The following is a 24,384-nucleotide window of genomic DNA, read 5'->3' on the forward strand; positions in this document are numbered from 1 at the left end:
CCTGTTCAATATCATCAAGCCGTATCCGTCGCCGATCATCACCGGGCGCGGCATCGACCTCGATTTCCCGATGCTCGCCGGTTGCCTGGCGCTGCTCGGTCTCGGTTTGATCATGATCGCCTCGGCTTCCACCGAAGTCGCGGCGGCGCAGTCGGGCAGTCCGCTGTATTACATGATTCGCCACCTTATTTATGTGGTGCTCGGTTTGGGCGCGTGCATCGTCACCATGATGATTCCGATTGCCACCTGGCAACGCCTCGGCTGGCTGATGCTGATCGGTGCGTTCGGCTTGCTGGTGATGGTGATCATCCCCGGCATCGGGCGCGAAGTGAACGGTTCGATGCGCTGGATCGGTTTCAGCTTCTTCAACGTGCAGCCGTCCGAGATCGCCAAAGTATTCGTAGTGATCTACCTCGCCGGTTATCTGGTGCGGCGTCAGAAGGAAGTGCGCGAAAGCTGGATGGGCTTCTTCAAGCCATTCATCGTGCTGCTGCCAATGGCCGGTCTGTTGCTGATGGAGCCGGACTTCGGTGCCACCGTGGTGATGATGGGCGCTGCGGCGGCGATGCTATTCCTTGGCGGGGTCGGGCTGTTCCGCTTCTCGCTGATGGTGGTATTGGCGGTCGGCGCCGTTGTGCTGTTGATCCAGATGCAGCCGTATCGAATGGCGCGTCTGACCAACTTCGCCGACCCGTGGGCCGACCAGTTCGGCGCCGGTTATCAGTTATCGCAAGCCTTGATCGCTTTCGGTCGAGGCGAATGGCTGGGCGTCGGTCTGGGCAACAGCGTGCAGAAGCAGTTCTACCTGCCGGAAGCGCACACCGACTTCGTGTTCTCGGTATTGGCTGAAGAACTCGGCGCGGTCGGTTCGCTGTGCACCGTCGCACTGTTCGTGTTCGTGTGTATTCGCGGCATGTACATCGGCCTGTGGGCGGAGAAAGCCAAACAGTTCTTCGCCGCTTATGTTGCGTACGGTTTGTCGTTCCTGTGGATTGGTCAGTTCCTGATCAACATCGGGGTGAACGTCGGCCTGCTGCCAACCAAAGGTCTGACCTTGCCGTTCCTCAGTTACGGCGGCAGTTCGTTGGTGATCTGCTGTGCCTGTCTCGGCTTGTTGCTGAGGATCGAGTGGGAGAGTCGAACTCACCTGGGCAGTGAAGAAATGGAATTCCATGAGAGCGACTTCGCCGAGGAGCCGAATCATGGGCGCTAACGTATTGATCATGGCCGGCGGAACCGGCGGCCACGTGTTCCCGGCGCTGGCTTGTGCCCGCGAGTTTCAGGCGCGCGGCTACACCGTGCACTGGCTCGGCACGCCACGCGGGATCGAGAACGAACTGGTGCCGGCCGCAGGGCTGGAACTGCACCGCATCAACGCCAGCGGCCTGCGCGGCAAGGGCAAGCTGTCGCTGCTCAAGGCGCCGTTCATGCTGCTGAAATCGGTATGGCAGGCGCGGGCGATCATTCGTCGCTTGAAGCCGGTTTGTGTGGTCGGCTTCGGTGGTTATGTGACTGGCCCCGGCGGCCTTGCCGCAAAACTGGCCGGTGTGCCGGTGATCGTTCACGAGCAGAACGCTGTGGCCGGCACCGCCAATCGGTTGCTGGTGCCGTTCGCCGCCCGAGTGTGTGAAGCCTTCCCCGACACCTTTACTCTGTCGGACACCCGCCGTACCACCGGAAATCCGGTGCGCAGCGAGCTGTTCCTCGACACATCGCGACCTGCGCTGGCCGGTCGCAAAGCGCGTTTGCTGATCCTTGGCGGAAGCCTTGGCGCAGAACCGTTGAACAAGTTGCTGCCTGAAGCCCTGGCCCAAGTCGCTGCCGATTTGCGCCCGGAAGTGTTTCATCAGGCCGGCAAAAACCACGATGAAGTGACTGCAGAGCGCTACCGCGCCGCCGGCGTGGACGCGCAGGTGCAGCCGTTCATCAAAGACATGGCCCAGGCCTATGGCTGGGCTGACCTGGTGGTGTGCCGCGCAGGCGCGTTGACCATCAGTGAGCTGGCTGCCGCCGGTCTGCCCTCGATGCTGGTGCCTTTGCCCCACGCGATCGACGATCACCAGACCCGCAACGCCGATTATTTGGCCCGCGAAGGCGCTGCCTTCCTGATGCCGCAAAGAACGACTGGTGCCGCGGACCTTGCCGCGCGCCTGACAGAGGTCTTGATGCAACCGCAACGACTCGAAGAAATGGCCCAAGCGGCCCGCCGTCTGGCGAAACCCGATGCCACCCGTAGTGTGGTCGATACCTGTCTGGAGGTGGCCCATGGTTGAGAATCAGAAAGCCATGCCGCAACCGGAAATGCGCCGCATCCGTCGCATCCACTTCGTCGGCATCGGCGGCGTGGGCATGTGCGGTATTGCCGAAGTGTTGTTGAACCTGGGCTATGAAGTGTCCGGTTCCGACCTGAAAGCCTCGCCGGTGACCGAGCGCCTGGAATCGTTCGGCGCGCAGATTTTCATCGGCCACCGTGCCGAGAACGCCGCGACCGCCGATGTGCTGGTGGTGTCGAGCGCTGTGAACACCTCCAACCCGGAAGTCGCGACTGCCCTTGAGCGCCGTATCCCGGTGGTACCGCGCGCAGAAATGCTCGCTGAACTGATGCGTTATCGCCACGGCATCGCCGTTGCCGGCACTCACGGCAAAACCACCACCACCAGCCTGATCGCTTCGGTGTTCGCTGCCGGTGGTCTGGATCCGACGTTCGTGATTGGTGGTCGTCTGAATGCCGCGGGCACCAATGCCCAGCTCGGCACCAGCCGTTACCTGATCGCCGAAGCCGATGAAAGCGATGCGAGCTTCCTGCACCTGCAACCGCTGGTGGCCGTGGTCACCAACATCGACGCCGACCACATGGCGACCTACGACGGTGACTTCAACAAACTGAAGAAAACCTTCGTCGAGTTCCTGCACAACCTGCCGTTCTACGGTTTGGCGGTGATGTGCCTGGACGATCCGGTGGTGCGTGAAATCCTCCCACTGGTGAAACGTCCGACCGTGACCTACGGCTTCAGCGAAGACGCTGACGTGCGCGCGATCAATATTCGCCAGCAAGGCATGCAAACGTTCTTCACCGTGCTGCGCCCGGATCGTGAGCCGCTGGACGTGTCGGTGAACATGCCCGGCAACCACAACGTCCTCAACTCGCTGGCGACCATTTGCATCGCCACCGACGAAGGCGTCAGCGATGAAGCCATCGTCCAGGGCCTGTCGGGTTTCCAGGGCGTTGGTCGACGCTTCCAGGTCTACGGCGAACTGCCGGTGGACGGCGGCAACGTGATGCTGGTCGATGACTACGGTCACCACCCGACCGAAGTCGCCGCGGTTATCAAAGCCGTGCGCGGTGGCTGGCCGGAACGCCGTCTGGTGATGGTGTACCAGCCGCACCGTTACAGCCGCACCCGCGACCTGTACGACGATTTCGTCAATGTCCTGGCCGACGCCAACGTGTTGCTGTTGATGGAAGTCTATCCAGCCGGCGAAGAGCCGATCCCGGGTGCCGACAGCCGCAAGCTGTGCAACAGCATCCGCCAGCGCGGTCAGCTCGACCCGATCTACATCGAGCGTGGCGTCGATCTGGCGCCGCTGGTCAAGCCGCTGTTGCGTGCCGGCGACATCCTGTTGTGCCAGGGCGCCGGTGATATCGGCGGTCTCGCGCCGAAGCTGTTGAAAAGTGAATTGTTCGCTGGCGCCGTGGCGGCGTCGGTCGAGGGGAAGTTGAAATGACTGCTGCCTACGCCAACCTGTTCTCCACCATCGCGCCGAAAGACTTCGGCCGCGTCGCCGTGCTCTTCGGCGGTTTGAGTGCCGAGCGTGAGGTGTCGCTGAAATCCGGTAACGCCGTGCTCGACGCGCTGCAAAGCGCTGGCGTGGACGCGTTCGGCATCGACGTTGGCGACGACATTCTGCAACGTCTGCTCAGCGAAAAGATCGACCGCGCGTTCATCATTCTTCACGGCCGTGGCGGTGAAGACGGCTCCATGCAGGGCCTGCTCGAAGTGGCGGGCATTCCGTACACCGGCAGCGGCATCTTGGCCTCGGCACTGGCGATGGACAAACTGCGCACCAAGCAGGTCTGGCACAGCCTCGGGATTCCGACGCCGCGTCACGCCGTGCTGTGCAGCGAAGCCGATTGTATTTCCGCGGCGACGGAACTGGGCTTCCCTTTGATCGTCAAACCGGCGCATGAAGGTTCAAGTATCGGGATGGCCAAAGTGAGTTCTGCGTCCGAGTTGATCGACGCATGGAAAGCGGCCAGTACCTACGATTCGCAAGTCTTGGTTGAGCAATGGATTCAAGGTCCGGAGTTCACCATCGCCACCCTGCGTGACCAGGTGTTGCCTCCTATCGCCCTGGGTACACCGCACACGTTCTACGACTACGACGCCAAGTACATCGCCAACGATACCCAGTACCGCATTCCGTGCGGGCTGGATGCCGCCAAGGAAAAGGAACTCATGGATCTCACGGCCAAGGCCTGTGAGGCGCTGGGTATTGCCGGTTGGGGCAGGGCGGACGTGATGCAGGACGCCGACGGGCAGTTCTGGTTCCTGGAAGTGAACACCGCACCGGGCATGACCGATCACAGTCTGGTACCGATGGCGGCCCGTGCGGCTGGCCTGGATTTCCAGCAACTGGTTCTGGCCATTCTGGCCGCCAGTGTTGAAGACGCTCGAGGTTAAGACGATGCAAGGCGCTCAGCTCCGACATCAGCCTCCCGCACCCGGCCGCAAGCCGGTGCCACGGGGTGCCAGCCGAATGGTGGCGAAAGAGCCGATGTCCGCGCGCCTGCCGAAAGCCAATTTCAGCTTTCTGAAAAGTCTGTTCTGGCCGGTGCTGTTGGTGGTGCTGGGCTTCGGTACTTACGAAGGCGCAACGCGTCTGCTGCCGTACGCCGACCGGCCGATCACCAAGATCGCCGTGCAGGGCGACCTGAGCTACATCAGCCAGCAAGCGGTGCAGCAGCGGATCGCCCCGTACGTGGCGTCGAGCTTCTTCACCATCGACCTGGCCGGCATGCGCACCGAGCTTGAGCAGATGCCGTGGATCGCCCACGCCGAAGTCCGTCGCGTGTGGCCGGACCAGGTGGTGATCCGCCTCGAAGAGCAACTCCCGGTGGCGCGTTGGGGCGACGAGTCATTGCTGAACAACCAGGGCCAGGCGTTTACGCCCAAGGAACTGGCGAACTACGAACACCTGCCACAGCTGTTCGGCCCACAACGGGCCCAGCAGCAAGTGATGCAGCAGTATCAGGTGCTGAGCCAGATGCTGCGGCCGTTGGGCTTCTCGATTGCGCGCCTGGAATTGCGTGAACGCGGGAGTTGGTTCCTGACCACCGGTGCCGGCAGTTCCGGCCCCGGCATCGAGTTGCTGCTGGGACGCGGCAACCTGGTGGAAAAGATGCGCCGCTTTATCGCCATCTATGACAAGACACTTAAAGACCAGATTACGAACATTGCGCGCATCGATCTGCGCTACGCCAACGGCCTTGCTGTTGGCTGGCGGGAACCAGTAGCGCCGACGACAGCCCAACCCGCTGTCGCAAAGAATTAAGAAGAGGCAGGACCCATGGCAAACGTGCAAAGCGGCAAAATGATCGTCGGTCTCGATATCGGCACCTCCAAAGTGGTGGCGCTGGTCGGCGAGGTTTCCGACGACGGCTCGCTGGAAATCGTCGGGATCGGTACCCATCCGTCCCGTGGCCTGAAGAAGGGCGTGGTGGTCAACATCGAGTCCACCGTGCAGTCGATCCAGCGCGCGATCGAAGAAGCCCAACTGATGGCGGGCTGCCGCATTCACTCGGCGTTCGTCGGCGTGGCGGGCAATCACATCCGCAGCCTGAACTCCCACGGCATCGTCGCGATCCGTGATCGCGAAGTCAGCTCGGCTGACCTTGAACGCGTGCTCGACGCCGCTCAAGCCGTGGCGATCCCGGCTGACCAGCGCGTGCTGCACACCCTGCCGCAGGATTACGTGATCGATAACCAGGAAGGCGTGCGCGAGCCATTGGGCATGTCCGGCGTGCGTCTGGAAGCCAAAGTTCACGTGGTCACCTGCGCCGTCAACGCTGCACAGAACATTGAAAAATGCGTGCGTCGCTGCGGTCTGGAAATCGACGACATCATTCTCGAGCAACTGGCCTCGGCCTACTCGGTACTGACCGACGACGAGAAAGAACTGGGCGTGTGCCTGGTCGACATCGGCGGCGGCACCACCGACATCGCGATCTTCACTGAAGGCGCGATCCGTCACACCGCAGTGATCCCGATCGCTGGTGATCAGGTGACCAACGACATCGCCATGGCGTTGCGCACCCCGACCCAGTACGCCGAAGAAATCAAGATCCGCTACGCCTGCGCCCTGGCCAAGCTGGCCGGTGCCGGTGAAACCATCAAGGTGCCAAGCGTCGGCGACCGTCCACCGCGCGAACTGTCGCGTCAGGCCCTGGCCGAAGTGGTCGAGCCGCGTTACGACGAACTGTTCACGCTGATTCAGGCCGAGCTGCGTCGCAGCGGCTACGAAGACCTGATCCCGGCCGGCATCGTCCTGACCGGCGGTACTTCGAAGATGGAAGGCGCTACCGAACTGGCCGAAGAAATCTTCCACATGCCGGTCCGTCTTGGCGTGCCGCACGGTGTGAAAGGCCTGGATGACGTGGTGCGCAACCCGATTTATTCCACTGGCGTTGGCTTGTTGATGTACGGCCTGCAAAAGCAGTCCGACGGAGTTTCGTTCTCCGGCATCGGCAGCCGCGACAGCTACAGCAACGAAGAGCCACAGGCGCCGTTGCTGGACCGATTGAAGAAGTGGGTTCAAGGCAACTTTTAAAAGCAGCTCGAAGCGTCAAGCTTCAAGCGGCAAGCAGTAGCAGTAGATGCACCGCGACAAAAATGCAGTAGGCGAAAAAACTAGAGAATGTAAGGAGAGGGAAAATGTTCGAACTCGTAGACAACATCCCCGCAAGCCCGGTAATCAAAGTTATCGGTGTTGGCGGTGGCGGCGGCAACGCTGTCAATCACATGGTCAAGAGCAACATCGAAGGCGTTGAGTTCATCTGCGCCAACACTGATGCTCAAGCGCTGAAAAACATCGGCGCGCGTACCATTCTGCAACTGGGCACCGGCGTGACCAAAGGTCTCGGCGCCGGCGCCAACCCTGAAGTAGGTCGTCAGGCCGCTCTCGAAGACCGTGAGCGCATTGCCGAAGTCCTGCAGGGCACCAACATGGTGTTCATCACCACTGGCATGGGCGGCGGCACCGGTACCGGTGCTGCGCCGATCATCGCCGAAGTGGCCAAGGAAATGGGCATTCTGACCGTTGCGGTCGTAACGCGTCCGTTCCCGTTCGAAGGCCGCAAGCGTATGCAGATCGCCGATGAAGGCATCCGCATGCTCTCGGAAAGCGTCGACTCGTTGATCACCATTCCTAACGAGAAGCTGCTGACCATCCTCGGTAAAGACGCAAGCCTGCTGTCGGCTTTCGCCAAGGCAGACGATGTACTGGCCGGTGCCGTTCGCGGTATCTCCGACATCATCAAGCGTCCGGGCATGATCAACGTCGACTTCGCCGACGTGCGTACCGTGATGAGCGAAATGGGCATGGCGATGATGGGCACTGGCTGCGCCAGCGGTCCGAACCGTGCACGTGAAGCCACCGAAGCGGCGATCCGCAACCCGTTGCTGGAAGACGTGAACCTGCAAGGCGCACGCGGCATCCTGGTGAACATCACCGCCGGTCCTGACCTGTCTCTGGGTGAGTACTCCGATGTGGGTTCGATCATCGAAGCCTTCGCTTCCGAGCACGCGATGGTCAAGGTCGGTACCGTTATCGATCCGGACATGCGCGACGAGCTGCACGTAACCGTGGTTGCCACCGGTCTGGGCGCGAAAATCGAGAAGCCTGTAAAGGTCATCGACAACACCGTTCACACCTCCATGGCATCTGCCCAGGTGCAACAACCGGCTGCGGCCCGTCAGGAAGCACCAGCGGTCAACTACCGTGATCTGGACCGTCCGACCGTCATGCGCAACCAGGCTCAGGCCGGTGCTGCGGCTGCCGCGAAGATGAATCCGCAAGATGATCTGGACTACCTGGACATCCCGGCTTTCCTGCGTCGTCAGGCCGATTGATGGAATGTATCAGGGCTATGAAGGTGATTGGTGTTCAGCAAAGGCATGGTCTGCTATCATCGCCAGCCTTTGTTGATACCAGTTCGCAATTTGCGCTGAAGCGGCCCAAGCCATGATTAAACAACGCACACTGAAAAATATTATCCGTGCCACAGGTGTAGGCCTGCACTCCGGTGAGAAGGTCTATCTGACCCTCAAGCCTGCGCCTGTCGACACTGGCATTGTGTTTTGTCGCGCTGACCTCGACCCTGTGGTGCAGATTCCTGCCCGCGCGGAAAACGTCGGTGAAACCACTATGTCGACGACGCTGATCAACGGCGACGTCAAAGTGGACACGGTAGAGCACTTGCTCTCGGCCATGGCTGGCCTGGGCATCGATAACGCCTACGTCGAGCTCTCCGCGTCCGAAGTCCCGATCATGGATGGCAGCGCTGGACCCTTCGTATTCCTGATTCAATCGGCAGGCCTGGAAGAACAGGACGCCGCCAAGAAATTCATCCGCATCCTGCGTGAAGTGACAGTGGAAGACGGCGACAAGCGCGCCACTTTCGTCCCTTTCGAAGGGTTCAAGGTGAGCTTCGAGATCGATTTCGATCACCCGGTATTCCGGGACCGCACCCAAAGTGCAAGCGTGGATTTTTCCAGCACTTCGTTTGTAAAAGAAGTCAGCCGCGCCCGTACCTTTGGTTTCATGAGTGATATCGAGTACCTGCGCAAGCACAACCTCGCACTCGGCGGCAGCGTTGAAAACGCAATCGTGGTCGATGCCGATGGCGTGTTGAACGAAGACGGCCTTCGCTATGAAGACGAATTCGTGAAGCACAAGATCCTCGATGCCATTGGCGATCTGTATCTGCTGGGTAACAGCCTGATTGGTGAGTTCAAGGGCTTCAAGTCCGGCCACGCACTGAACAACCAGCTGCTGCGCAAGTTGATTGAGCAGACAGATGCTTGGGAAGTGGTGACGTTCGAAGACGCCAGCACCGCACCAATCTCTTACATGCGCCCGGTTGCGGCGGTGTAAGTAAAAAACCTCTCTAGTTTTTTGAAGGCCATCCTCGGATGGCCTTTTTTTATGCCTGCAGTTTTTGTGTTGCCTGGGCCGGCCCCATCGCGAGCAGGCTCACTCCTACATTTGAAATGCATTCCCCTGTAGGAGTGAGCCTGCTCGCGATAGGGCCGGTGAAGCCACTACATTTATCAGGAAGCCACCACCACCCGGTTACGCCCACCTTCCTTGGCCTGATACAACGCCTTGTCCGCCGCAAACAGCAACTGCTCCAGCGTCATCTCACTCGCCGCCGTCCACGTCGCGATGCCAATACTCACCGTCATCGGCCGTTCGGCCCCGTCGACCAACGGCAACTGTTCCACAGCCTGACGAATATGCTCGGCAATCTGTTGCGCGCCATGACCGTCGGTCTCGGCGAGAATCACCGAGAACTCCTCGCCACCATAACGCGCGACCAGATCCGCCGGTCGCCGCACACTTTCAGTAATGACCCTGGCCAGCGTCTTCAGCGCCTGATCCCCGCCCTGATGCCCATGCCGATCATTGAACGCCTTGAAGTGGTCGGCATCGATCATCATCACCGACATCGGCTTGCCCGAGCGTTGGGCGCGGAACCACTCATGACGCAACGCCTGATCGAGCATCCGCCGATTGGCCACACCGGTCAGCGCGTCGGTGGCGGCCAGTTGCGCCAGCTCGCGCTCGGCCCGCTGGCGCAAGCGCAACTCGCGGGCCAGCAGCCAGGTCAGCCACAGCAAACCCACGCACAACACCCCCGTGGCGCCGCTGATCAACAGGGCGGTACGACTCCACGTGCCGAACACCTCGTCGCTGGACAGCGCGACCATCACGATCAACGGCAGATTGCCGACCCGCGAATAGGTATAGAGACGTTGTTGATGGTCGATGCTGGAAACGCTGTTGAAACTGCCATTGCCACTCTTGTCGCGCAGAATCCGTATGACGTTGGGCCGGTTGCCGAAGCTCTTGCCGATCGAATCGCTTTGCAGATAAGGCTTCTGCGCCAGCAGCACGCCGTTGTTGTCGATGATGTTCAACGTGCTGTCTTTACCGATGTCGAGGCTGTTGAACAACTGGTCGAAGTAGTCGAGCTTCATCGACGCCACGGCCACACCGGCGAACTCACCGGTGTCCGAGGAAATCCGTCGGCTGAAGCTGATGCGCCACTGGTTGGCTTCGTCGCAGTCGCAACGGGTCTTGAACGGGCGGCTGATATACATGCCGACATCGCGGTTGAACGCGTGGGCGAGGAAGTAATCGCGGTCGGCAAAATTGCCCGGTTTCGGCTCGATTCGTGAAGAATCGGCGATCACATCCCCGTGTTTATCGAGGAGCAGAATGTCGCCCTTGAAGCGCGCCGTGGTGGAGCGGTCGAACAGCGCCAGATGGCGGATCTGCGGTGAGACAGTTTGCAGATCATCGCGTTGGGCGGCAGCGATCAGGCCTTGCAGGGTCAAGTCGTACAACTCGACGGTGCGCAGCACATCGGCGTCGATCAGTTGCGCAATGGTGGTGGCGCTGCGGGTCGCCGATTCCTGAGCGTTGGCGTGCTCGCGGATCAGCAGGAACGTGACGATGCACAGAATCGCGATCACGGTCAGCGAACTGCCGCAGATCAGCAGCAGCTCGGGGCGTCCGGTCTTGCCCGCAACGGGTGGGGTACGGCTCGCGATCATGATGGGTTATCGGTTGGGGAAGTCTTATAAGCGTAGTAGGCCAAACACCACAGCCGAAGCCAGAAACCATTTCCAATGTGGGAGCGAGCCTGCTCCGGGCGGCGTTCCGACGAAAGCGCTGTGTCATTCAACCTGGATGTCGAATGGTAGACCGCTTTCGCGAGCAGGCTCGCTCCCACAGGACGGGCATCACTGAATTCAAGACGGTGTTATGGCGCCGATCTTAGAAGACGTTGATCGGGTAGTCGATGATCACACGGTACTCATCTGTATCCGAATCAATCACGCCGTAACCGTTGCCACCGCGGTTGGTCGCCCATTGCAAGTGCACCGCCAGATCTTTGGCCTGACCGCTTTGCACCACGTACTGCAAGTCGAGATCGCGTTCCCAATGCTTGGCGTTGCGGCCATCGGCGCTGTACCAGTTGGAATAGCCTTTGCTGTCGGGGTCAACTTTGGTCAGGTCGACAGTGCCGCGCGAGTAGGACACAGACGAGGTCAGCCCCGGTACGCCGACACCGGCGAAGTCGTAGGCGTATTTAAGCTTCCACGAGCGTTCGTTCGGGCCGTTGAAGTCGGAATACTGCTGTGAGTTATCCAGATAAACGCTGTCGCCCTGACTGATGTAGTCGAACGGCGTGTTGCCGTTGACCCGCTGATACGCGGCAGTAACGCTGTGATTACCGACGCCAACGGTGAAATGCAGGCTGTAGGTATTGTTGTCGATGTTGCCCAGCAGCGCATCACCGGTGTCTTGCGTGTGATAGAAGTGCAGGCCCGGGTTGAGGCTGACCAGATCGTTCAACTGCCACGTGTAGTCGAGGTCGTAGTAGTACTGGTTCCAGATGTTCTTCAGCTCGGAGGCGTAAAGACTGCTGGTCAGGCCTTCGACACCGCTCCAGGCCACGCCGGCCCAGTTCAGGTGCTGACTCTCGTCGCCCTCGGCCAATGTCCCGTAGGAAGTGCCGATGCGTGTGTGGCCACTCTGGTTGTAAGGCTTGGTGAAACTGGCCTGGCCGCCTTCGATCAACCAGCCGTCGAAGCTGTGGTTGGTCAGGCTCACACCACGGAAGGTCTGCGGCAGCATGCGCGTGTCACCGCCGGCAATCACCGGGTTGGTGAGGAACAGATCACCGGCCTTCAACTCGGTATCGAACGCGCGCATTTTCAGCGTGCCACCTGCGGTGGAAAACGCCCCCGGCGCTTTGCCGCCGTTCTCTCTGACCGGCAGGATGCTCGAACCGTCGGTGCCGCCACCGCCATCCAGTTTCAGCCCGAGCATGGCGTGGGCATCAATGCCGAAACCGACCGTACCTTCGGTGTAGCCCGACTTGAAGATGCCAAGAAAGCCCTGGCCCCACTCGATGTTGTCGTCCGCTTTCTGCAAGCGGTTGCGATTCATGTAGTAGTTGCGGGCGTTGAGGTTGAGGCTCGAACCTTCGACAAAGCCTTGTTTGGCAGGCTCGTCGGCGTGAGCGGCAGGGGCAATCGTTGCGGTAATTGCAATGAACAGCGGGGTGAAACGGACTGGGTAACGCACGTGCAATGGAGCTCCTTGGGTCAACTGGCGCCTCTATATTTTGAGGTGCTCGATGTTTCTTGTTGTTACAGACGAACCAAACGGCTTTCAGACCACAACGAAAAAAGGCCGCTGAAAGGCAGCGGCCTGGAATGACGACGGTTGAACGGGAAGAGCCAAACAACCGCGTCGAGGGAAACGTTGGCGCGGTGCGCGACTCAGCTGTCTTTCTCGCTTGCTTGAGTCTGGGAAGTAGCAGCCTGCGGGGCTTGCGAGGCGTCCTGAGCCTTGGCCATCACTTCGGCCTGATGCTGATCGAAGGCCTGAGCGCGAGCGACATTGTGCGCCACGAACGACTGCGATTCTTCAGCCATCGCCATCGGCGACAGGATCAATGAGGACAAAACGAACGCGCTGGCAATACCCATACTGTTGGACATCTTGAAAACCTTCTCGCTTGGCGAGTGCTGTTTGGTGCGGGCAAAGATAAGGTCGCCGGGCGTTGGGAAACAGCGTGATTTTCATAAATGACTGTTGCGCAGGAGGTAAAAGTCGAAGATCGCGGTGTAGTAAAGAGCAACCCCCTCACCCCAGCCCTCTCCCCCAGGGGGGCGAGGGGGAAAGGGAGTAGATCCGGGGCTTTTCAGAATCCGAGTTCGACTGGATATTTCAGGTCGGCGTACTTCGAGAGAACAACTCGCTCAGTCCCATTTCCCCAGGGGGGCGAGGGGGAAAGGGATCCGATCGGGGGCTTTTCAAAGCCTGAGTTCGACTCGAGCTTTCAGGTCGGCGTACTTCGAAAGAACACCACGGTCAGTCCCCTCTCCCTCCGGGAGAGGGTTAGGGTGAGGGGCTTTTCAGACCGGCAAATAAATCCCGAAGGTATTCATCCCCCGATCACTGCGCACAAACACATCTCCACCATGCATCAGCGCAATCGCCTTGACGATCGCCAACCCCAAGCCATGGTTATTGCCACTGTTGCTGCGCGACGCATCGACCCGATAAAAGCGCTCGAACAAGCGCGGCAAATGCTCGCTGGCAATCGGCGAACCGGGGTTGGCCACGCCGATACTCACCTGCTGCTCTTTAACCTCGATGTGCACCTCGATCACCTGACCCGCGCCGGTGTGCTGCACCGCATTGCTCAGCAAATTAATCAACGCCCGGCGCAAATGCGCGACCTCGATCTGCACCTGCGCATCGCCGCTGACCTGCACCTCAACTTGCGCATCTTCAAGAATGAAATCCAGATATTCCAGGGTCGTTGCCACCTCATCCGCCAGCGACGTCGAGGTCAGTTTGGTCGCCTTGTTGCCCTGGTCGGCACTGGCCAGAAACAGCATGTCGTTGATGATCGAGCGCAGCCGTTCCAGCTCTTCCAGATTGGATTGCAGCACTTCGAAATAATGTTCGGCAGAACGCCCACGGGTCAGCGCCACCTGAGTCTGACCAATTAGATTGGTCAGCGGCGAACGCAGCTCATGAGCGACGTCGGCGTTGAACGATTCCAGCCGCGAGTAGGCCTGCTCAACCCGTTCCAGCGTCGAGTTGAAGGAGTCGACAAACTGCTCAAGTTCCGGTGGCAGCGGCGACAGACGCAAGCGCCCGGCCCGCAGCGGAGGCGCCAGTCGTTGAGCTTCATGGGACAGTTTGATCAGCGGTTTGAGACCAATCCGCGCGACCCAATAGCCCAGCGCCGAAGCCATCAGCACACCGACAATCGCCAGCCCGATCAAGGCAATCAGCAGGTTGTGCTGCGTCTCATGAAAGGTCTCGGTATCGATGCCGATCATGAACCGTAGCGGCGGACGCTGATCCTTGGCTGGCAACTCGGTCAGCAACACTTTCAACGGATAAGGATGGTCGGGCAACTGCAGATCATGCATGCCCAACGGGCCTTGGGCGAACGCGCGAATCGCCGCATCCGGCTGACCGTATTCATAACCCGGATCGCCGCTCACCACCCAGAAACGAATGCGTTTGTCTTCCTCGCCGAGCAGCTTCAACTTGGCGTTGATCTTCAGCCAGTGCTCCGGCGTACCGAAGCGATTGAGCGCCGATTCGAGCACGCTGTAACGCGCATCCAGCTCGGCTTCCGGGAGCAATCCCAGGCCTTTGTCGACCTGCTGATACAACGCGCCGCCGATCAACAGAAACACCAGCAGCGCCACCAGCGTGAACATCCCGCTTAGGCGCAGGGCAATCGAGTTACTGGACACCACGGCTCTCCAGCACATAACCCATGCCGCGAATGGTGTGTAGCAGTTTCTCGTCGAACGGCCCGTCGAGCTTGGCGCGCAGGCGTTTGATCGCGACTTCGACGACGTTGGCATCGCTGTCGAAATTGATGTCCCAGACCATCTCGGCAATCGCGGTTTTCGAAAGGATTTCACCTTGCCGGCGGGCCAACACGCTCAACAGCGAGAACTCTTTGGCGGTCAGATCCAGACGAGTGCCGGCGCGAGTGGCCTTGCGGCTGATCAGATCTATCCACAGGTCTGCGATGCTCACCTGCACCGGTTCATGCCCGCCGCTGCGCCGGGTCAGCGCTTGCAAACGTGCGACCAGTTCAAGGAAGGAAAACGGTTTGCCGAGGTAATCGTCGGCGCCGTCGCGCAGGCCTTTGATGCGGTCTTCGACGCGCTCGCGGGCGGTGAGCATGATCACCGGGGTTTGCTTGCGTGCACGCAATGCGCGCAGCACGCCGAAGCCATCGAGGCCCGGCAACATGACGTCGAGGACGATCACCGCGTAGTCGCTTTCCAGCGCCAGATGCAGGCCTTCGACGCCGTCGCGGGCCAGATCCACGGTGTAACCCTGTTCCGTCAGACCGCGGTGCAGATAGTCCGCGGTTTTTTCCTCGTCTTCGATAATCAGAACGCGCATGACCCTGCCTCAGTCTGTGATCGCCAACGCCGGTGAGGGCATCGGTTTGGGCCGGTGGAACAGCCGCTCGAGCCACAAGTATATGACTGGAGTGGTAAACAACGTCAGCATCTGGCTGACCAGCAAACCGCCGACCACCGCGATCCCCAACGGCTGGCGCAGTTCGGCGCCGGTGCCGTAACCGAGCATCAGCGGTAGCGCGCCAAGCAGCGCGGCGAGGGTGGTCATGATGATCGGCCGGAACCGCGTGATGCACGCTTCGAAAATCGCATCCTGCGGCGACAGGCCTCGGTGGCGCTGCGCTTCGAGCGCGAAGTCGATCATCAGGATGCCGTTCTTCTTGACGATACCGATCAGCAACACCAGACCGATCAACGCCATGATCGAAAAGTCCTGGCCGCAGATCCACAGCATGATCACCGCACCCAAACCTGCCGCCGGCAGCGTCGAGATGATCGTCAGCGGGTGCACGAAGCTTTCATAAAGCACACCGAGAATGATGTACACCGCCACCAGCGCCGCGAGAATCAGCCACGGCTGACTGGCCAGTGAACTCTGGAACGCCTGCGCTGCGCCTTGGAAATTGCCGCTGATCGCCGTCGGCATGCCGATCTCGGCCTTGGCCTGATTGAGCAGAATTACCGCATCACCCAACGCCACACCGGGCGCGAGGTTGAACGACAGGTTTGCGGCCGGGAACATACCGTCATGCGCGATCGACAGTGGGCCAATGGTCGGCGCATCGAACTTGGCCAGCGCTGACAGCGGCACCATCTCGCCACTCAGCGGTGAGCGCAGGTAGAAATAGTTGAGGCTTTCGGCCTTGCCGCGTTGTTTGGTGTCCAGCTCCAGAATCACGTTGTACTGGTTGACCTGAGTCTGGAATTCATTGATCTGCCGTTGGCCGAAGGCGTCGTACAGCGCCTCGTCGACATCGCTCGCGGTCAGGCCGAAACGGGCGGCGGCGCTGCGGTCGATGCTGATGTGGGTGATGCTGCCACCCAGTTGCAAATCGTTGGAAATGTCGCGGAACGCCGGGTTGCTGCGCAGTTTTTCCGTCAGGCGTTGCGTCCACGTGGCGAGGGTCGCGCCGTCGTTACTCTTGAGCACGTATTGGTACTGCGCGCGGCTCGGGCCGGAGCTGAGGTTGATATCCTGACCAGCGCGCAGATAGAGAACGATGCCGGGGACTTTCATCAGTTGCGGACGGATGCGGTCGATGAACTGGCTGGCGCTGACATCGCGGTCGCCGCGTTTTTTCAGGGCGATCCAGAAGCGGCCGTTGGCGATGGTCTGGTTGCTGCCGGAGACACCTACCGAATGGGAAAACGCCTGCACGGCCGGATCAGCGGCGACGATTTCGGCCATCGCCAGGTGTTTTTTCACCATGTCGCCGTAGGAAATATCCGCCGCAGCTTCGGTGGTGCCGAGGACGAAACCGGTGTCCTGCACCGGGAAGAAACCTTTCGGGATAAAGATGTAACCGCCGATGGCCATTGCCAGTGATAAACCGAACACACCGATCATCAGTTTCTGATGGGTGAGGGCGCGGCGCAGGCCTCGTTCATACCAGCCGAGCAAGCGTTCGCTGAAGCCCGGTTTGGCGTGGGCGTGATGCACCGGTTTGCGCATGAACAGCGCCGCCAGCGTCGGCGCCAGGGTCAGCGACACCACCACGGAAATCATGATGGTCGAAGTCGCGGTCAGGGCGAATTCCTTGAACAGGCGCCCAACCACGCCGCCCATGAACAGCAGCGGAATAAACGCCGCCACCAGCGAGAAACTGATCGAGACCACGGTGAAACCGATCTCGCCGGCACCTTTGATGGCCGCCTCGCGCATGTCGTCGCCGGCCTCCAGATGTCGGTGGATGTTCTCCACCACGACGATGGCATCGTCGACCACAAACCCCACGGCCACCACGATCGCCACCAGCGTCAGGTTGTTCAGACTGAAACCGAGGATGTACATCAGGGCGAAACTGGCGATCAGCGACACGCCGAGTACCGCCGAAACAATCAGGGTTGCCGACAACTGGCGCAGGAACAGCGCCATCACCGCGACCACCAACATGATCGCGATCAACAGGGTGATCTCGACCTCATGCAGCGAAGCACGAATGGTCTGCGTACGGTCGATCAGGGTTTTCACCTGCACCGACGCCGGCAGCATTGCTTCGAGGCCGGGCAGGGCGGCTTGAATGCGGTCAACTGTTTCAACGATGTTGGCGCCCGGTTGACGCGAGATCACCAGGTTCACACCGGGTTGATCACCGGCCCAGGCTTGCACGTAGGCATCTTCCGAACCGTTGACGACTTTGGCGACATCGCGCAGGTGAACCGGGGCGCCATCCTTGTAGGAAACGATGAGTTGGCTGTAGTCCTCGGGGTGGAACAACTGGTCGTTGGTCGACAGCGTCGAGATACTCGATTCGCCGTACAGCGCACCTTTGGCGAGGTTGAGGCTGGTCTGCTGGATCGCCAGACGAATGTCGGCGAGGGTCAGGCCGATCGCCGCGAGTTTGTCTGCCGAGGCTTGCACGCGAATCGCCGGACGTTGCTGACCGGTGATGTTGATTTGGCCTACGCCGTCGATCTGACTGATCTGACGCGAGAGCAGGGTTTCCACCAGATCGCTGAGTTCGGTGCCGGGCATTTGCGTCGAGCTGACACTGAGGATCAGCACCGGGCTGTCGGCCGGGTTGACCTTCTTCCAAGTCGGTAGGGTCGGCATGTCCTTGGGCAGTTTGCCGGCGGCGGTGTTGATCGCCGCCTGGACTTCCTGCGCGGCAGTGTCGATGCTTTTATCGAGGGTGAATTGCAGGGTCAAAAGGCTGGAGCCCAAGGCACTGCTGGAGGTCATCTGGGTCATGCCGGGGATGGCGCTGAATTGCACCTCCAGCGGCGTGGCCACGGACGAGGCCATGGTGTCGGGGCTGGCGCCGGGCAACTGCGCGGACACCTGAATCGTCGGAAATTCCGCTTCCGGCAGTGGCGCGATTGGCAGACGCGGGAAGGCAATTGCGCCGACCAGTACCAGGGCGATGGTCAGCAGAATCGTCGCGACCGGGTGATCGATGCACCACGTGGAGACGCCTTTGTGCGCCTTCATGGTTTCGGCTCCGCTTGCACTACCTGCGCCGGCTCGGTCATCACTTGTACGGTCGAGCCTGGCTTGAGCCGCGACTGGCCGTCGGTGACCAGCACATCGCCGGCCTTCACGCCTTTGATGATGTCCTGACCGCTACCTTGGTAAACCATCTGCACTTGCACGGCTTCGACCTTGTCACCATTCACCCGGTAAACGAAGTGTTGGTCGAGGCCACGTTGTACAACTGTCGGCGGGACGACCAGAGCATCTTTGTCGAGGGCCGTCTGAATTTTTACCGTGACCAGCAGGCCGGGCCAGAGCTTCTGGCTGGCATTGGCGAATTCGGCTTTGGCGCGGATGGTGCCGGTGTTGGCGTTGATCTGGTTGTCGATCAGGGTCAGGTGACCTTCGCCGAGCAGATTGCCGGTTTCGCCGTCGGTGTCGGCGCCGATGTAGGCCTTGACCTGGGCGCGTTGCGGTTCGTTGATCAGGCCTTGCAGGGTCGGCAGCATTTGCTGCGGCAGCGAGAACTCGACGGCGATCGGGTCGATCTGGGTGACGGTGAACAGGCCGGCGGTGTCGGTCATGCGCAGGAAGTTGCCTTCGTCGACGGTACGAATACCGACGCGACCGGTAACCGGCGAGCGGATCTGCGTGTAGGAAAGTTGTACTTGCGCGGCGTCGATCGAGGCTTGGTTGCCTTGGGCGGTGGCTTTCAGTTGGTTGACCAGGGCTTGTTGCTGGTCGTAGGTCTGCTTCGAGATGCCGTCGTCGACGGTGAGCAGTTTGTAGCGTTTGAGGTTGACCAGGGCGACTTGCAGTTGCGCCTGGCTTTCGCCCAGTTGGGCGCGGGCCTGATCGAGGCTGGCGCGGATGGAGCGGTCGTCGATGGTGGCCAGCAGGTCGCCTGCTTTGACGAGTTGGCCTTCTTTGACGAGGATTTTGGTGAGGATGCCGTCGATCTGGGGGCGCACGACGACGCTGTGTAATGAGAGTACGGAACCGATGCCGCTGGTGTAGCGGGGGACGTCTTTTTCGCTGACCGCTATGACTCGCACCGGGATGGCGGTGGGGGTGGCGAGTTTGGTCGGGGCGGGTTTCAGGGCGTACCACAGACCTGCGCCTGCGAGGACGATCAATAGGGTGGCGAGCAGGGCTTTGTTCTTTTGGATTCGCATGCGGGGTGGGCGCCGGACGGAGTTTGGGCAGGGTTGTTGTCTTTATAAACCTGTCAGCGGGTCAGTAGGGTGACGGCTAGCTGTCGGCGCTGTCAGTTTCGCTGGGTACATATCCGTTGCTGCGGTAACGGCGGCTCAGGGTTCCGCCCTTACGGCCATCCCTTTCAAGGTCTTTTCGTTTTGGCAGCCTTGATAACTCTGTCCGTTGAGACATGAGCATGGACCGCTGTACCTTGAACCCATGTCTTGGGTTTAGGCACCTTGGGACCGCGAGGGCTTTTCGCAACTTGTTTGGGCTGGATGTTTCTGGCCAGCTCCAACAAGCGTTGGGCCAGTTGCTCCAGAGGGACAACGGGAAGATATTCCGAGGGCAGCGCAATCTGCATTCCCTCATAACCACTCCTGACCTGAACCGCCAAGTGATAGATGGAGGCTTCCCATCCTTCAGGCTGAGTCTCCCGGTGAGCTTGCTCGACACTTCGTTTGAGGACGGCCAGGACGTTGTAGGCCAATACCGCAGTGGCGAACCCGAGCAAGGCAGCCTTTGGGCTGCCAAGGGTTTCGATTTCACTTTCCAGAATCGCTTCCAGTCGCTGGAACATACCTTCAATGCTCCAGCGGCGGCGATAGAGCTCTGCGATCTGCTGTGCACTGACGCTTTGGGGTAGGTTGCTCCAGAACATCAAGCTGCTGTCTCCCGAGTCCGTTGGCGAATGAAGCGTCAGTTCGACACGCCGACATTGGTAACCGCCTCTGACCTGGATGATCTGCTCACGCACAGTGCCTGTTTCCACAGGCACCGGCTCTTGCCACTCACCTTCTTGAATCAAGCGTGGATGCTTGGCTTGCTGGCGAATGACAAAGGAGGTCTGGGCCTGCTCACAAGCTTCCATGACCGGGAGCGTGCAATAGAGTCGATCAGCCAACCACACTTGGCCCGGCTCGGCATCAGCCAACAGCGGCAGCACGCAAACACGCTCGCTTGCGTAGGCATCCTCACACGCCTGAAGGTCGATGACCTGATCGAGGTCGGGGTCGTATGCCACCACCGAAAAACCGGGACGAGCGGCGCCGCGCTCGTGACGTAAAGCTCCCAGACGTTTCTCAGTGGATGCCAAGTGATTACCGTCCACTACCCGAACCTGCCAACCCGGCAGCATCGTCGTGCAACCCAGCTCTTTTATGGTTGGAGTCAGGCGTTGAGCGCAGCCCGTAACCAGGGCGCGCAACAGCGCCGGCTCGGTACGACTGATCTTGTCGTAGAGAGCCGCCAAACTGACAGGAAGATCTTCCAGTTGCCGCGCGGCGGCGTGCAGGGATGGCTTCAGGCCCAATGAAACAAGGGACATCAGCTTGATGATGGTCGAGAACAGCAGCTCACGAGAATACTGCCGTTGCCGATGCTCTTCGAAAACCTGATCGACCCACTCAGGGGCAATAGCCTGCTCCAGAGCCAATTTAGCCATGACACTGGCAGGTGCTTTTTTCTCGAAACGCGCTAGAACATCGGCCCACATCGTTTGGGGATCCCTGAATGAAATTTCAGGGGATTTTACCGAAGACCTTGAAAGGGATGGCCCTTACGGCGGGTCACTTTTTCCAGACGCCGAAAAAGTAACCAAAAAGGCTTGCTCCTGCGTGCGGCCCGCTCGCTGGGGCTCGGGGTTCCTTCGCTGCGGGATCGATCCGGGCGCAGCGTCTACGGTTTGCTTCGCTGCACCTCCTCTCGCTGTGTTTGGCTGCGCCAAACGGTCGCTGCGCTCCCACGCCCGGATCAATCCCTCCACTCAGCCTTCCGACGTCGCCCTACAGATCAAGAGCAGGCGAGCTGACACTCGGCCTATTGAGTGGTGAAGAGCGGGGCGTGGTCGGCTTTGGTTTTGTGTTGGATTCGCCCCTCACCCCAGCCCTCTCCCCGAGGAGAGGGAGCCGATTTGTGGGCCTTTCAGAATCTGAGTTCAACGCGGTATCGCACGTCGGCGTAGTTCTACCAAACAACTCGGTCAGTCCCCTCTCCCTCCGGGAGAGGGCTAGGGTGAGGGGCTTTTGATCTGTTTCAGAATCTGGGTTCAACACGGTATCGCACGTCGGCGTAGCTCTGCCAAACACCCCGGTCAGTCCCCTCTCCCTTCGGGAGAGGGCTAGGGTGAGGGGCTTTTGATCTGTTTCAAAACCTGAGTTCAACACGGTATCGCACGTCGGCGTAGCTCTGCCAAACACCCCGGTCAGTCCCCTCTCCCTTCGGGAGAGGGCTAGGGTGAGGGGCTTTTGATCTGTTTCAAAACCTGAGTTCAACACGGTATCGCACGTCGGCGTAGCTCTGCCAAACACCCCGGTCAGTTCCCTCTCCCTCTGGGAGAGGGCTAGGGTGAGGGTTGGCTTTTGGCTGTTTAAATTTGTGTCAAATAACCAGAACCTTCCCACAAGGTTTTCAGGTTGTCCGTCGGACGTGCGCTCTCTAGTCTTTGGTTGTCGCCGAAAACTCGGTGATCGGGTGTGAGAACCCTGAAAAATTAGTGAATCAGTCCATCAGTCCGCATAATTGCCGGCGGCTTATCCGCTGCTTGCAAATGCTTCATGGCGGCTGTGTGCGGGCAGACTTCGGTCTGGCCGGTTTCCTATTTTTCCGGTTTCTCACCCCGCACATAGCTGCCACCCACTTCGCCGCGTGAGAAACGGCAAGGGATGGCTCCCATTTGCAAAATAGGGTTTCCAATGACTAAGCCAGTTCCAGATCCACCCATCGATCCCACAACCCCACTCGAAGACGCCCTCCGCGCCGACGACCAGATCAAAACCCGCGAAGCCATCAAGCGCGCCCTCGATTTCTACCTCTGTCCCGAACCGGTCAAACCGCGTCAGCCCAGTACGATGTTCCTCATCCACCCGAACATCGACACCGAAAGCCTGCTCGCCCACGCCTGCGAATCGCTGGCTTCAGCCAATGTCATGGCCGCTGATCTGGCTGATCAGCTCAGTCGCCCGCAGCGCAGTACGGCGCTGGCGATCCAGCAGATCGTCATGCTTGCCGAGCTTGCGGTGAACCGGGCGCTGGATCGGGTTGATCCACAAACGTAATCCGTCTGAGCACCGCGTCATCGTTCTTCGCAAGCAGGCTCGCTCCCACCGTTTGAAACGCAGTCCCCCTGTGGGAGCGAGCCTGCTCGCGAAGACGTCTGATTGGGCAGCCCATCTCTAACGGCCATTTTTTGTTAAGCAGTCCCAAAAAGGGACCGATCAGTCCCAATCAGGGACTTATTTGCCCACTACGCTTCTCAAGATCCGTCCCAGTACGCGGATAACATTGTGTAGCCCGGGTTCTCTGGGCCGCTCACCCCGGGAGTGTCTTGAAATGAAGCTGAAAACCGCTCTGCCGTCTGTGCTTCTCTTGCTTCCACTCACAGCCTTCGCCGCGCCGGCCAGTCAATCCGGCGAGATCCGCTTCACCGGGCAAATCGTTGATTCGGGCTGTCAGGTCGGACCGGTCGGGGCGTTTGCGTCTCGTGAGTCTCGTCAGATCGAAATCAAGCCCGGCGTGAGCGTCGATGTCGACACTGATCGCAACGCCTGCAGTCATCAGGCGCTGCCGATTTCCATGCGCTACGAAGCGCTGAAGACCACAACCGACAAAGGCATCGTCATCATCAGTTACCTGTAAACCGTTCGGCGTGCGCTGCAAAATCTTCAGGTGCCGAGTCAGGGCGCAAAGGTATACTGCGCGCCTTCGCGGCTCACTGATCGGGCCCGACTTTTTGCTTTCCGGAGCTTTTATGACTTCCCCGACCCTGCCGCCGGTTGACGACGCTGTGAGCGATGTCTCGGCTGATCTGGCCGATACCAGCGAAACCAAAGCCGATATCCCGGCGTTCAAGTTCCCGTTCAAACCGGGCGAACTGGCTTCTGCCAAAGGCTCGAACCAGCCGTGGTACAAGAACGGCGCCAAGAATGGCCACACCAAGACCCCGGGCATGGCGCCGCCGGGCACCCGTCGTTCGATGGGCAAGCGCTGAGTTTTAATCCCGCCTGCGCTCAACGCGGCGATTGATACTGCCTGTGCCGGACCTTTCGCTGGCTTGCCAGCGATGAGGCCCGGGCGGACGCTAAAGAAACTGGATCAAGCCGCCCGCAGCGAAATGAACGCATACGTCTGCGCCGGTTCAGTCACCACCTGCGCTCCGGCCGCCACCACTTGCCCGGCCACATCATCCCCGGACACATGAAACACCCACTCACTCGGAGCAGTTGCCAGCGGTTGCGCGGTCACCTGATCAATCACCGAAGCAAACGCGCTCATATTCGGCAAGTACGCAGTAAACCCGTCACCCTTCAGCGCCGTGGTACGAATGCCGAGCATCGCGCAAATCGCGTCCTTGATGCCGATGTCATCCCGATCGGCCTGGCGCGAGCGTTGAATCAACTCCACCAGTTCCTGATCCACCAACTCACCGCCGACAATCAGCACCGGCCCCTGTTGCCAGGACTCCGGCGGACAATCCTTGGCGGCAGGGTTGAGCGGGATATGCGGATTGATTTCCGCCGGATAAATGCGACACACCAACGGCCGGCGCTCGTAGATCCGGCACAGCTTGTCTTCGTCAAGATTCCGACAGGGGCCGACGTTGTACGCGGCGAAGGTGATCGCCACATGGGCGTCTGTCGCGCCGCTGCGAACGACCGCTGAACGCCGTTCGGCATGTTCACGCTGCTGCGCCGGCAAACCCAGGCCATTACCAAGAAAGGCCTCGACCAGCACGATCACCTGACCGCCATCCGCCGCCCACATGCGGGCTTCGGCCAGGGTCAGCGGGACATGGTGGTCGGTGCAGCATTTGCCGCAGCCTACGCAGGAAAACGTCGTATTCATTGAGCG

The 24,384-nt window shown here is 60.1% G+C and carries 20 protein-coding genes; 11 read left to right on the forward strand and 9 right to left on the reverse strand.

Annotated features, from left to right (window positions below):
- The first annotated feature begins 1 nt into the window (after position 1).
- From ftsW to lpxC, 8 genes are all read left to right on the forward strand, one after another.
- Positions 2-1,213 carry a putative lipid II flippase FtsW gene (ftsW, locus tag KBP52_RS23775; protein WP_174244528.1) on the forward strand — a complete coding sequence of 404 codons (1,212 nt, stop codon included), beginning with the start codon at positions 2-4 and terminating at the stop codon, positions 1,211-1,213.
- A complete protein-coding gene (gene murG, locus KBP52_RS23780) occupies positions 1,203-2,273 on the forward strand; it encodes an undecaprenyldiphospho-muramoylpentapeptide beta-N-acetylglucosaminyltransferase (protein ID WP_212621078.1) in 1,071 nt (356 codons plus the stop codon). Before ftsW ends, murG begins: the two co-directional genes overlap by 11 nt.
- Positions 2,266-3,726 (forward strand): UDP-N-acetylmuramate--L-alanine ligase, encoded by a 1,461-nt coding sequence (murC, locus tag KBP52_RS23785; RefSeq protein ID WP_137218408.1) that lies wholly within the window; start codon positions 2,266-2,268, stop codon positions 3,724-3,726. The genes murG and murC overlap by 8 nt, the downstream gene beginning before the upstream one ends.
- Positions 3,723-4,682, forward strand: a complete 960-nt coding sequence (locus KBP52_RS23790; RefSeq protein WP_134177977.1) for a D-alanine--D-alanine ligase — start codon at positions 3,723-3,725, stop codon at positions 4,680-4,682. Before murC ends, KBP52_RS23790 begins: the two co-directional genes overlap by 4 nt.
- A 4-nt stretch (positions 4,683-4,686) precedes the next feature.
- Positions 4,687-5,553, forward strand: coding sequence for a cell division protein FtsQ/DivIB (locus tag KBP52_RS23795; protein WP_007916989.1), 867 nt, complete (start codon positions 4,687-4,689; stop codon positions 5,551-5,553).
- Positions 5,554-5,568: 15 nt separating this feature from the next.
- A complete protein-coding gene (ftsA, locus tag KBP52_RS23800) occupies positions 5,569-6,828 on the forward strand; it encodes a cell division protein FtsA (protein WP_007916987.1) in 1,260 nt (419 codons plus the stop codon).
- A gap of 104 nt (positions 6,829-6,932) precedes the next feature.
- Positions 6,933-8,129: a cell division protein FtsZ gene (gene ftsZ, locus KBP52_RS23805; RefSeq protein WP_007916986.1), complete on the forward strand. Its 1,197-nt coding sequence runs from the start codon at positions 6,933-6,935 to the stop codon at positions 8,127-8,129.
- Between the two features lie 112 nt (positions 8,130-8,241).
- Complete coding sequence (gene lpxC, locus KBP52_RS23810; RefSeq protein ID WP_007916984.1) at positions 8,242-9,153, forward strand: UDP-3-O-acyl-N-acetylglucosamine deacetylase; 912 nt, start codon at positions 8,242-8,244, stop codon at positions 9,151-9,153.
- 176 nt (positions 9,154-9,329) lie between these two features.
- On the opposite strand, the gene KBP52_RS23815 is transcribed toward lpxC, so the two are convergent.
- From KBP52_RS23815 to KBP52_RS23850, 8 genes are all read right to left on the reverse strand, one after another.
- Positions 9,330-10,838: a sensor domain-containing diguanylate cyclase gene (locus KBP52_RS23815; protein ID WP_212621079.1), complete on the reverse strand. Its 1,509-nt coding sequence runs from the start codon at positions 10,836-10,838 to the stop codon at positions 9,330-9,332.
- Positions 10,839-11,061: 223 nt separating this feature from the next.
- Positions 11,062-12,378: an OprD family porin gene (locus tag KBP52_RS23820; RefSeq protein WP_212621080.1), complete on the reverse strand. Its 1,317-nt coding sequence runs from the start codon at positions 12,376-12,378 to the stop codon at positions 11,062-11,064.
- A gap of 197 nt (positions 12,379-12,575) precedes the next feature.
- Entirely contained in the window at positions 12,576-12,797 is a 222-nt protein-coding gene (locus KBP52_RS23825) for a hypothetical protein (protein WP_007916980.1), read from the reverse strand.
- A gap of 417 nt (positions 12,798-13,214) precedes the next feature.
- Positions 13,215-14,579, reverse strand: coding sequence for a heavy metal sensor histidine kinase (locus KBP52_RS23830; RefSeq protein ID WP_212621081.1), 1,365 nt, complete (start codon positions 14,577-14,579; stop codon positions 13,215-13,217).
- Complete coding sequence (locus tag KBP52_RS23835) at positions 14,569-15,246, reverse strand: heavy metal response regulator transcription factor (protein ID WP_007916978.1); 678 nt, start codon at positions 15,244-15,246, stop codon at positions 14,569-14,571. Before KBP52_RS23835 ends, KBP52_RS23830 begins: the two co-directional genes overlap by 11 nt.
- 9 nt (positions 15,247-15,255) lie before the next feature.
- Complete coding sequence (locus KBP52_RS23840; protein ID WP_212621082.1) at positions 15,256-18,357, reverse strand: multidrug efflux RND transporter permease subunit; 3,102 nt, start codon at positions 18,355-18,357, stop codon at positions 15,256-15,258.
- Positions 18,354-19,514: an efflux RND transporter periplasmic adaptor subunit gene (locus tag KBP52_RS23845; protein WP_212621083.1), complete on the reverse strand. Its 1,161-nt coding sequence runs from the start codon at positions 19,512-19,514 to the stop codon at positions 18,354-18,356. The genes KBP52_RS23840 and KBP52_RS23845 overlap by 4 nt, the downstream gene beginning before the upstream one ends.
- Before the next feature lie 164 nt (positions 19,515-19,678).
- On the reverse strand, positions 19,679-20,980 hold the full coding sequence (locus KBP52_RS23850; protein WP_077571455.1) for an IS4 family transposase: 1,302 nt from the start codon (positions 20,978-20,980) through the stop codon (positions 19,679-19,681).
- A gap of 1,249 nt (positions 20,981-22,229) precedes the next feature.
- Here KBP52_RS23850 and KBP52_RS23855 point away from each other — a divergent pair.
- From KBP52_RS23855 to KBP52_RS23865, 3 genes are all read left to right on the forward strand, one after another.
- Complete coding sequence (locus KBP52_RS23855; RefSeq protein ID WP_116031565.1) at positions 22,230-22,592, forward strand: DUF6124 family protein; 363 nt, start codon at positions 22,230-22,232, stop codon at positions 22,590-22,592.
- 274 nt (positions 22,593-22,866) lie between these two features.
- Positions 22,867-23,172, forward strand: coding sequence for a hypothetical protein (locus KBP52_RS23860; protein WP_077574467.1), 306 nt, complete (start codon positions 22,867-22,869; stop codon positions 23,170-23,172).
- 112 nt (positions 23,173-23,284) lie between these two features.
- A complete protein-coding gene (locus KBP52_RS23865; RefSeq protein WP_212621084.1) occupies positions 23,285-23,524 on the forward strand; it encodes a hypothetical protein in 240 nt (79 codons plus the stop codon).
- A gap of 104 nt (positions 23,525-23,628) precedes the next feature.
- Here KBP52_RS23865 and KBP52_RS23870 read toward each other — a convergent pair whose 3' ends face one another.
- Positions 23,629-24,378, reverse strand: a complete 750-nt coding sequence (locus KBP52_RS23870; RefSeq protein WP_123595728.1) for a YkgJ family cysteine cluster protein — start codon at positions 24,376-24,378, stop codon at positions 23,629-23,631.
- Positions 24,379-24,384: the final 6 nt, after the last annotated feature.

Origin of the sequence: Pseudomonas sp. SCA2728.1_7, from assembly GCF_018138145.1 — a bacterium.
Lineage (GTDB): Bacteria > Pseudomonadota > Gammaproteobacteria > Pseudomonadales > Pseudomonadaceae > Aquipseudomonas > Aquipseudomonas koreensis_A.

Excerpts from the sequence above, each read along its gene's own strand:
- KBP52_RS23855 (WP_116031565.1), top strand. The coding sequence starts at position 22,230 with ATGACTAAGCCAGTTCCAGATCCACCCATCGATCCCACAACCCCACTC.
- murG (WP_212621078.1), top strand. The coding sequence starts at position 1,203 with ATGGGCGCTAACGTATTGATCATGGCCGGCGGAACCGGCGGCCACGTG.
- KBP52_RS23865 (WP_212621084.1), top strand. The coding sequence starts at position 23,285 with ATGACTTCCCCGACCCTGCCGCCGGTTGACGACGCTGTGAGCGATGTC.
- KBP52_RS23845 (WP_212621083.1), bottom strand. The coding sequence starts at position 19,514 with ATGCGAATCCAAAAGAACAAAGCCCTGCTCGCCACCCTATTGATCGTC.
- ftsZ (WP_007916986.1), top strand. The coding sequence starts at position 6,933 with ATGTTCGAACTCGTAGACAACATCCCCGCAAGCCCGGTAATCAAAGTT.
- KBP52_RS23825 (WP_007916980.1), bottom strand. The coding sequence starts at position 12,797 with ATGTCCAACAGTATGGGTATTGCCAGCGCGTTCGTTTTGTCCTCATTG.
- KBP52_RS23815 (WP_212621079.1), bottom strand. The coding sequence starts at position 10,838 with ATGATCGCGAGCCGTACCCCACCCGTTGCGGGCAAGACCGGACGCCCC.
- KBP52_RS23790 (WP_134177977.1), top strand. The coding sequence starts at position 3,723 with ATGACTGCTGCCTACGCCAACCTGTTCTCCACCATCGCGCCGAAAGAC.
- ftsA (WP_007916987.1), top strand. The coding sequence starts at position 5,569 with ATGGCAAACGTGCAAAGCGGCAAAATGATCGTCGGTCTCGATATCGGC.
- KBP52_RS23860 (WP_077574467.1), top strand. The coding sequence starts at position 22,867 with ATGAAGCTGAAAACCGCTCTGCCGTCTGTGCTTCTCTTGCTTCCACTC.
- murC (WP_137218408.1), top strand. The coding sequence starts at position 2,266 with ATGGTTGAGAATCAGAAAGCCATGCCGCAACCGGAAATGCGCCGCATC.
- lpxC (WP_007916984.1), top strand. The coding sequence starts at position 8,242 with ATGATTAAACAACGCACACTGAAAAATATTATCCGTGCCACAGGTGTA.
- KBP52_RS23870 (WP_123595728.1), bottom strand. The coding sequence starts at position 24,378 with ATGAATACGACGTTTTCCTGCGTAGGCTGCGGCAAATGCTGCACCGAC.
- KBP52_RS23850 (WP_077571455.1), bottom strand. The coding sequence starts at position 20,980 with ATGGCTAAATTGGCTCTGGAGCAGGCTATTGCCCCTGAGTGGGTCGAT.
- KBP52_RS23835 (WP_007916978.1), bottom strand. The coding sequence starts at position 15,246 with ATGCGCGTTCTGATTATCGAAGACGAGGAAAAAACCGCGGACTATCTG.
- KBP52_RS23795 (WP_007916989.1), top strand. The coding sequence starts at position 4,687 with ATGCAAGGCGCTCAGCTCCGACATCAGCCTCCCGCACCCGGCCGCAAG.
- KBP52_RS23840 (WP_212621082.1), bottom strand. The coding sequence starts at position 18,357 with ATGAAGGCGCACAAAGGCGTCTCCACGTGGTGCATCGATCACCCGGTC.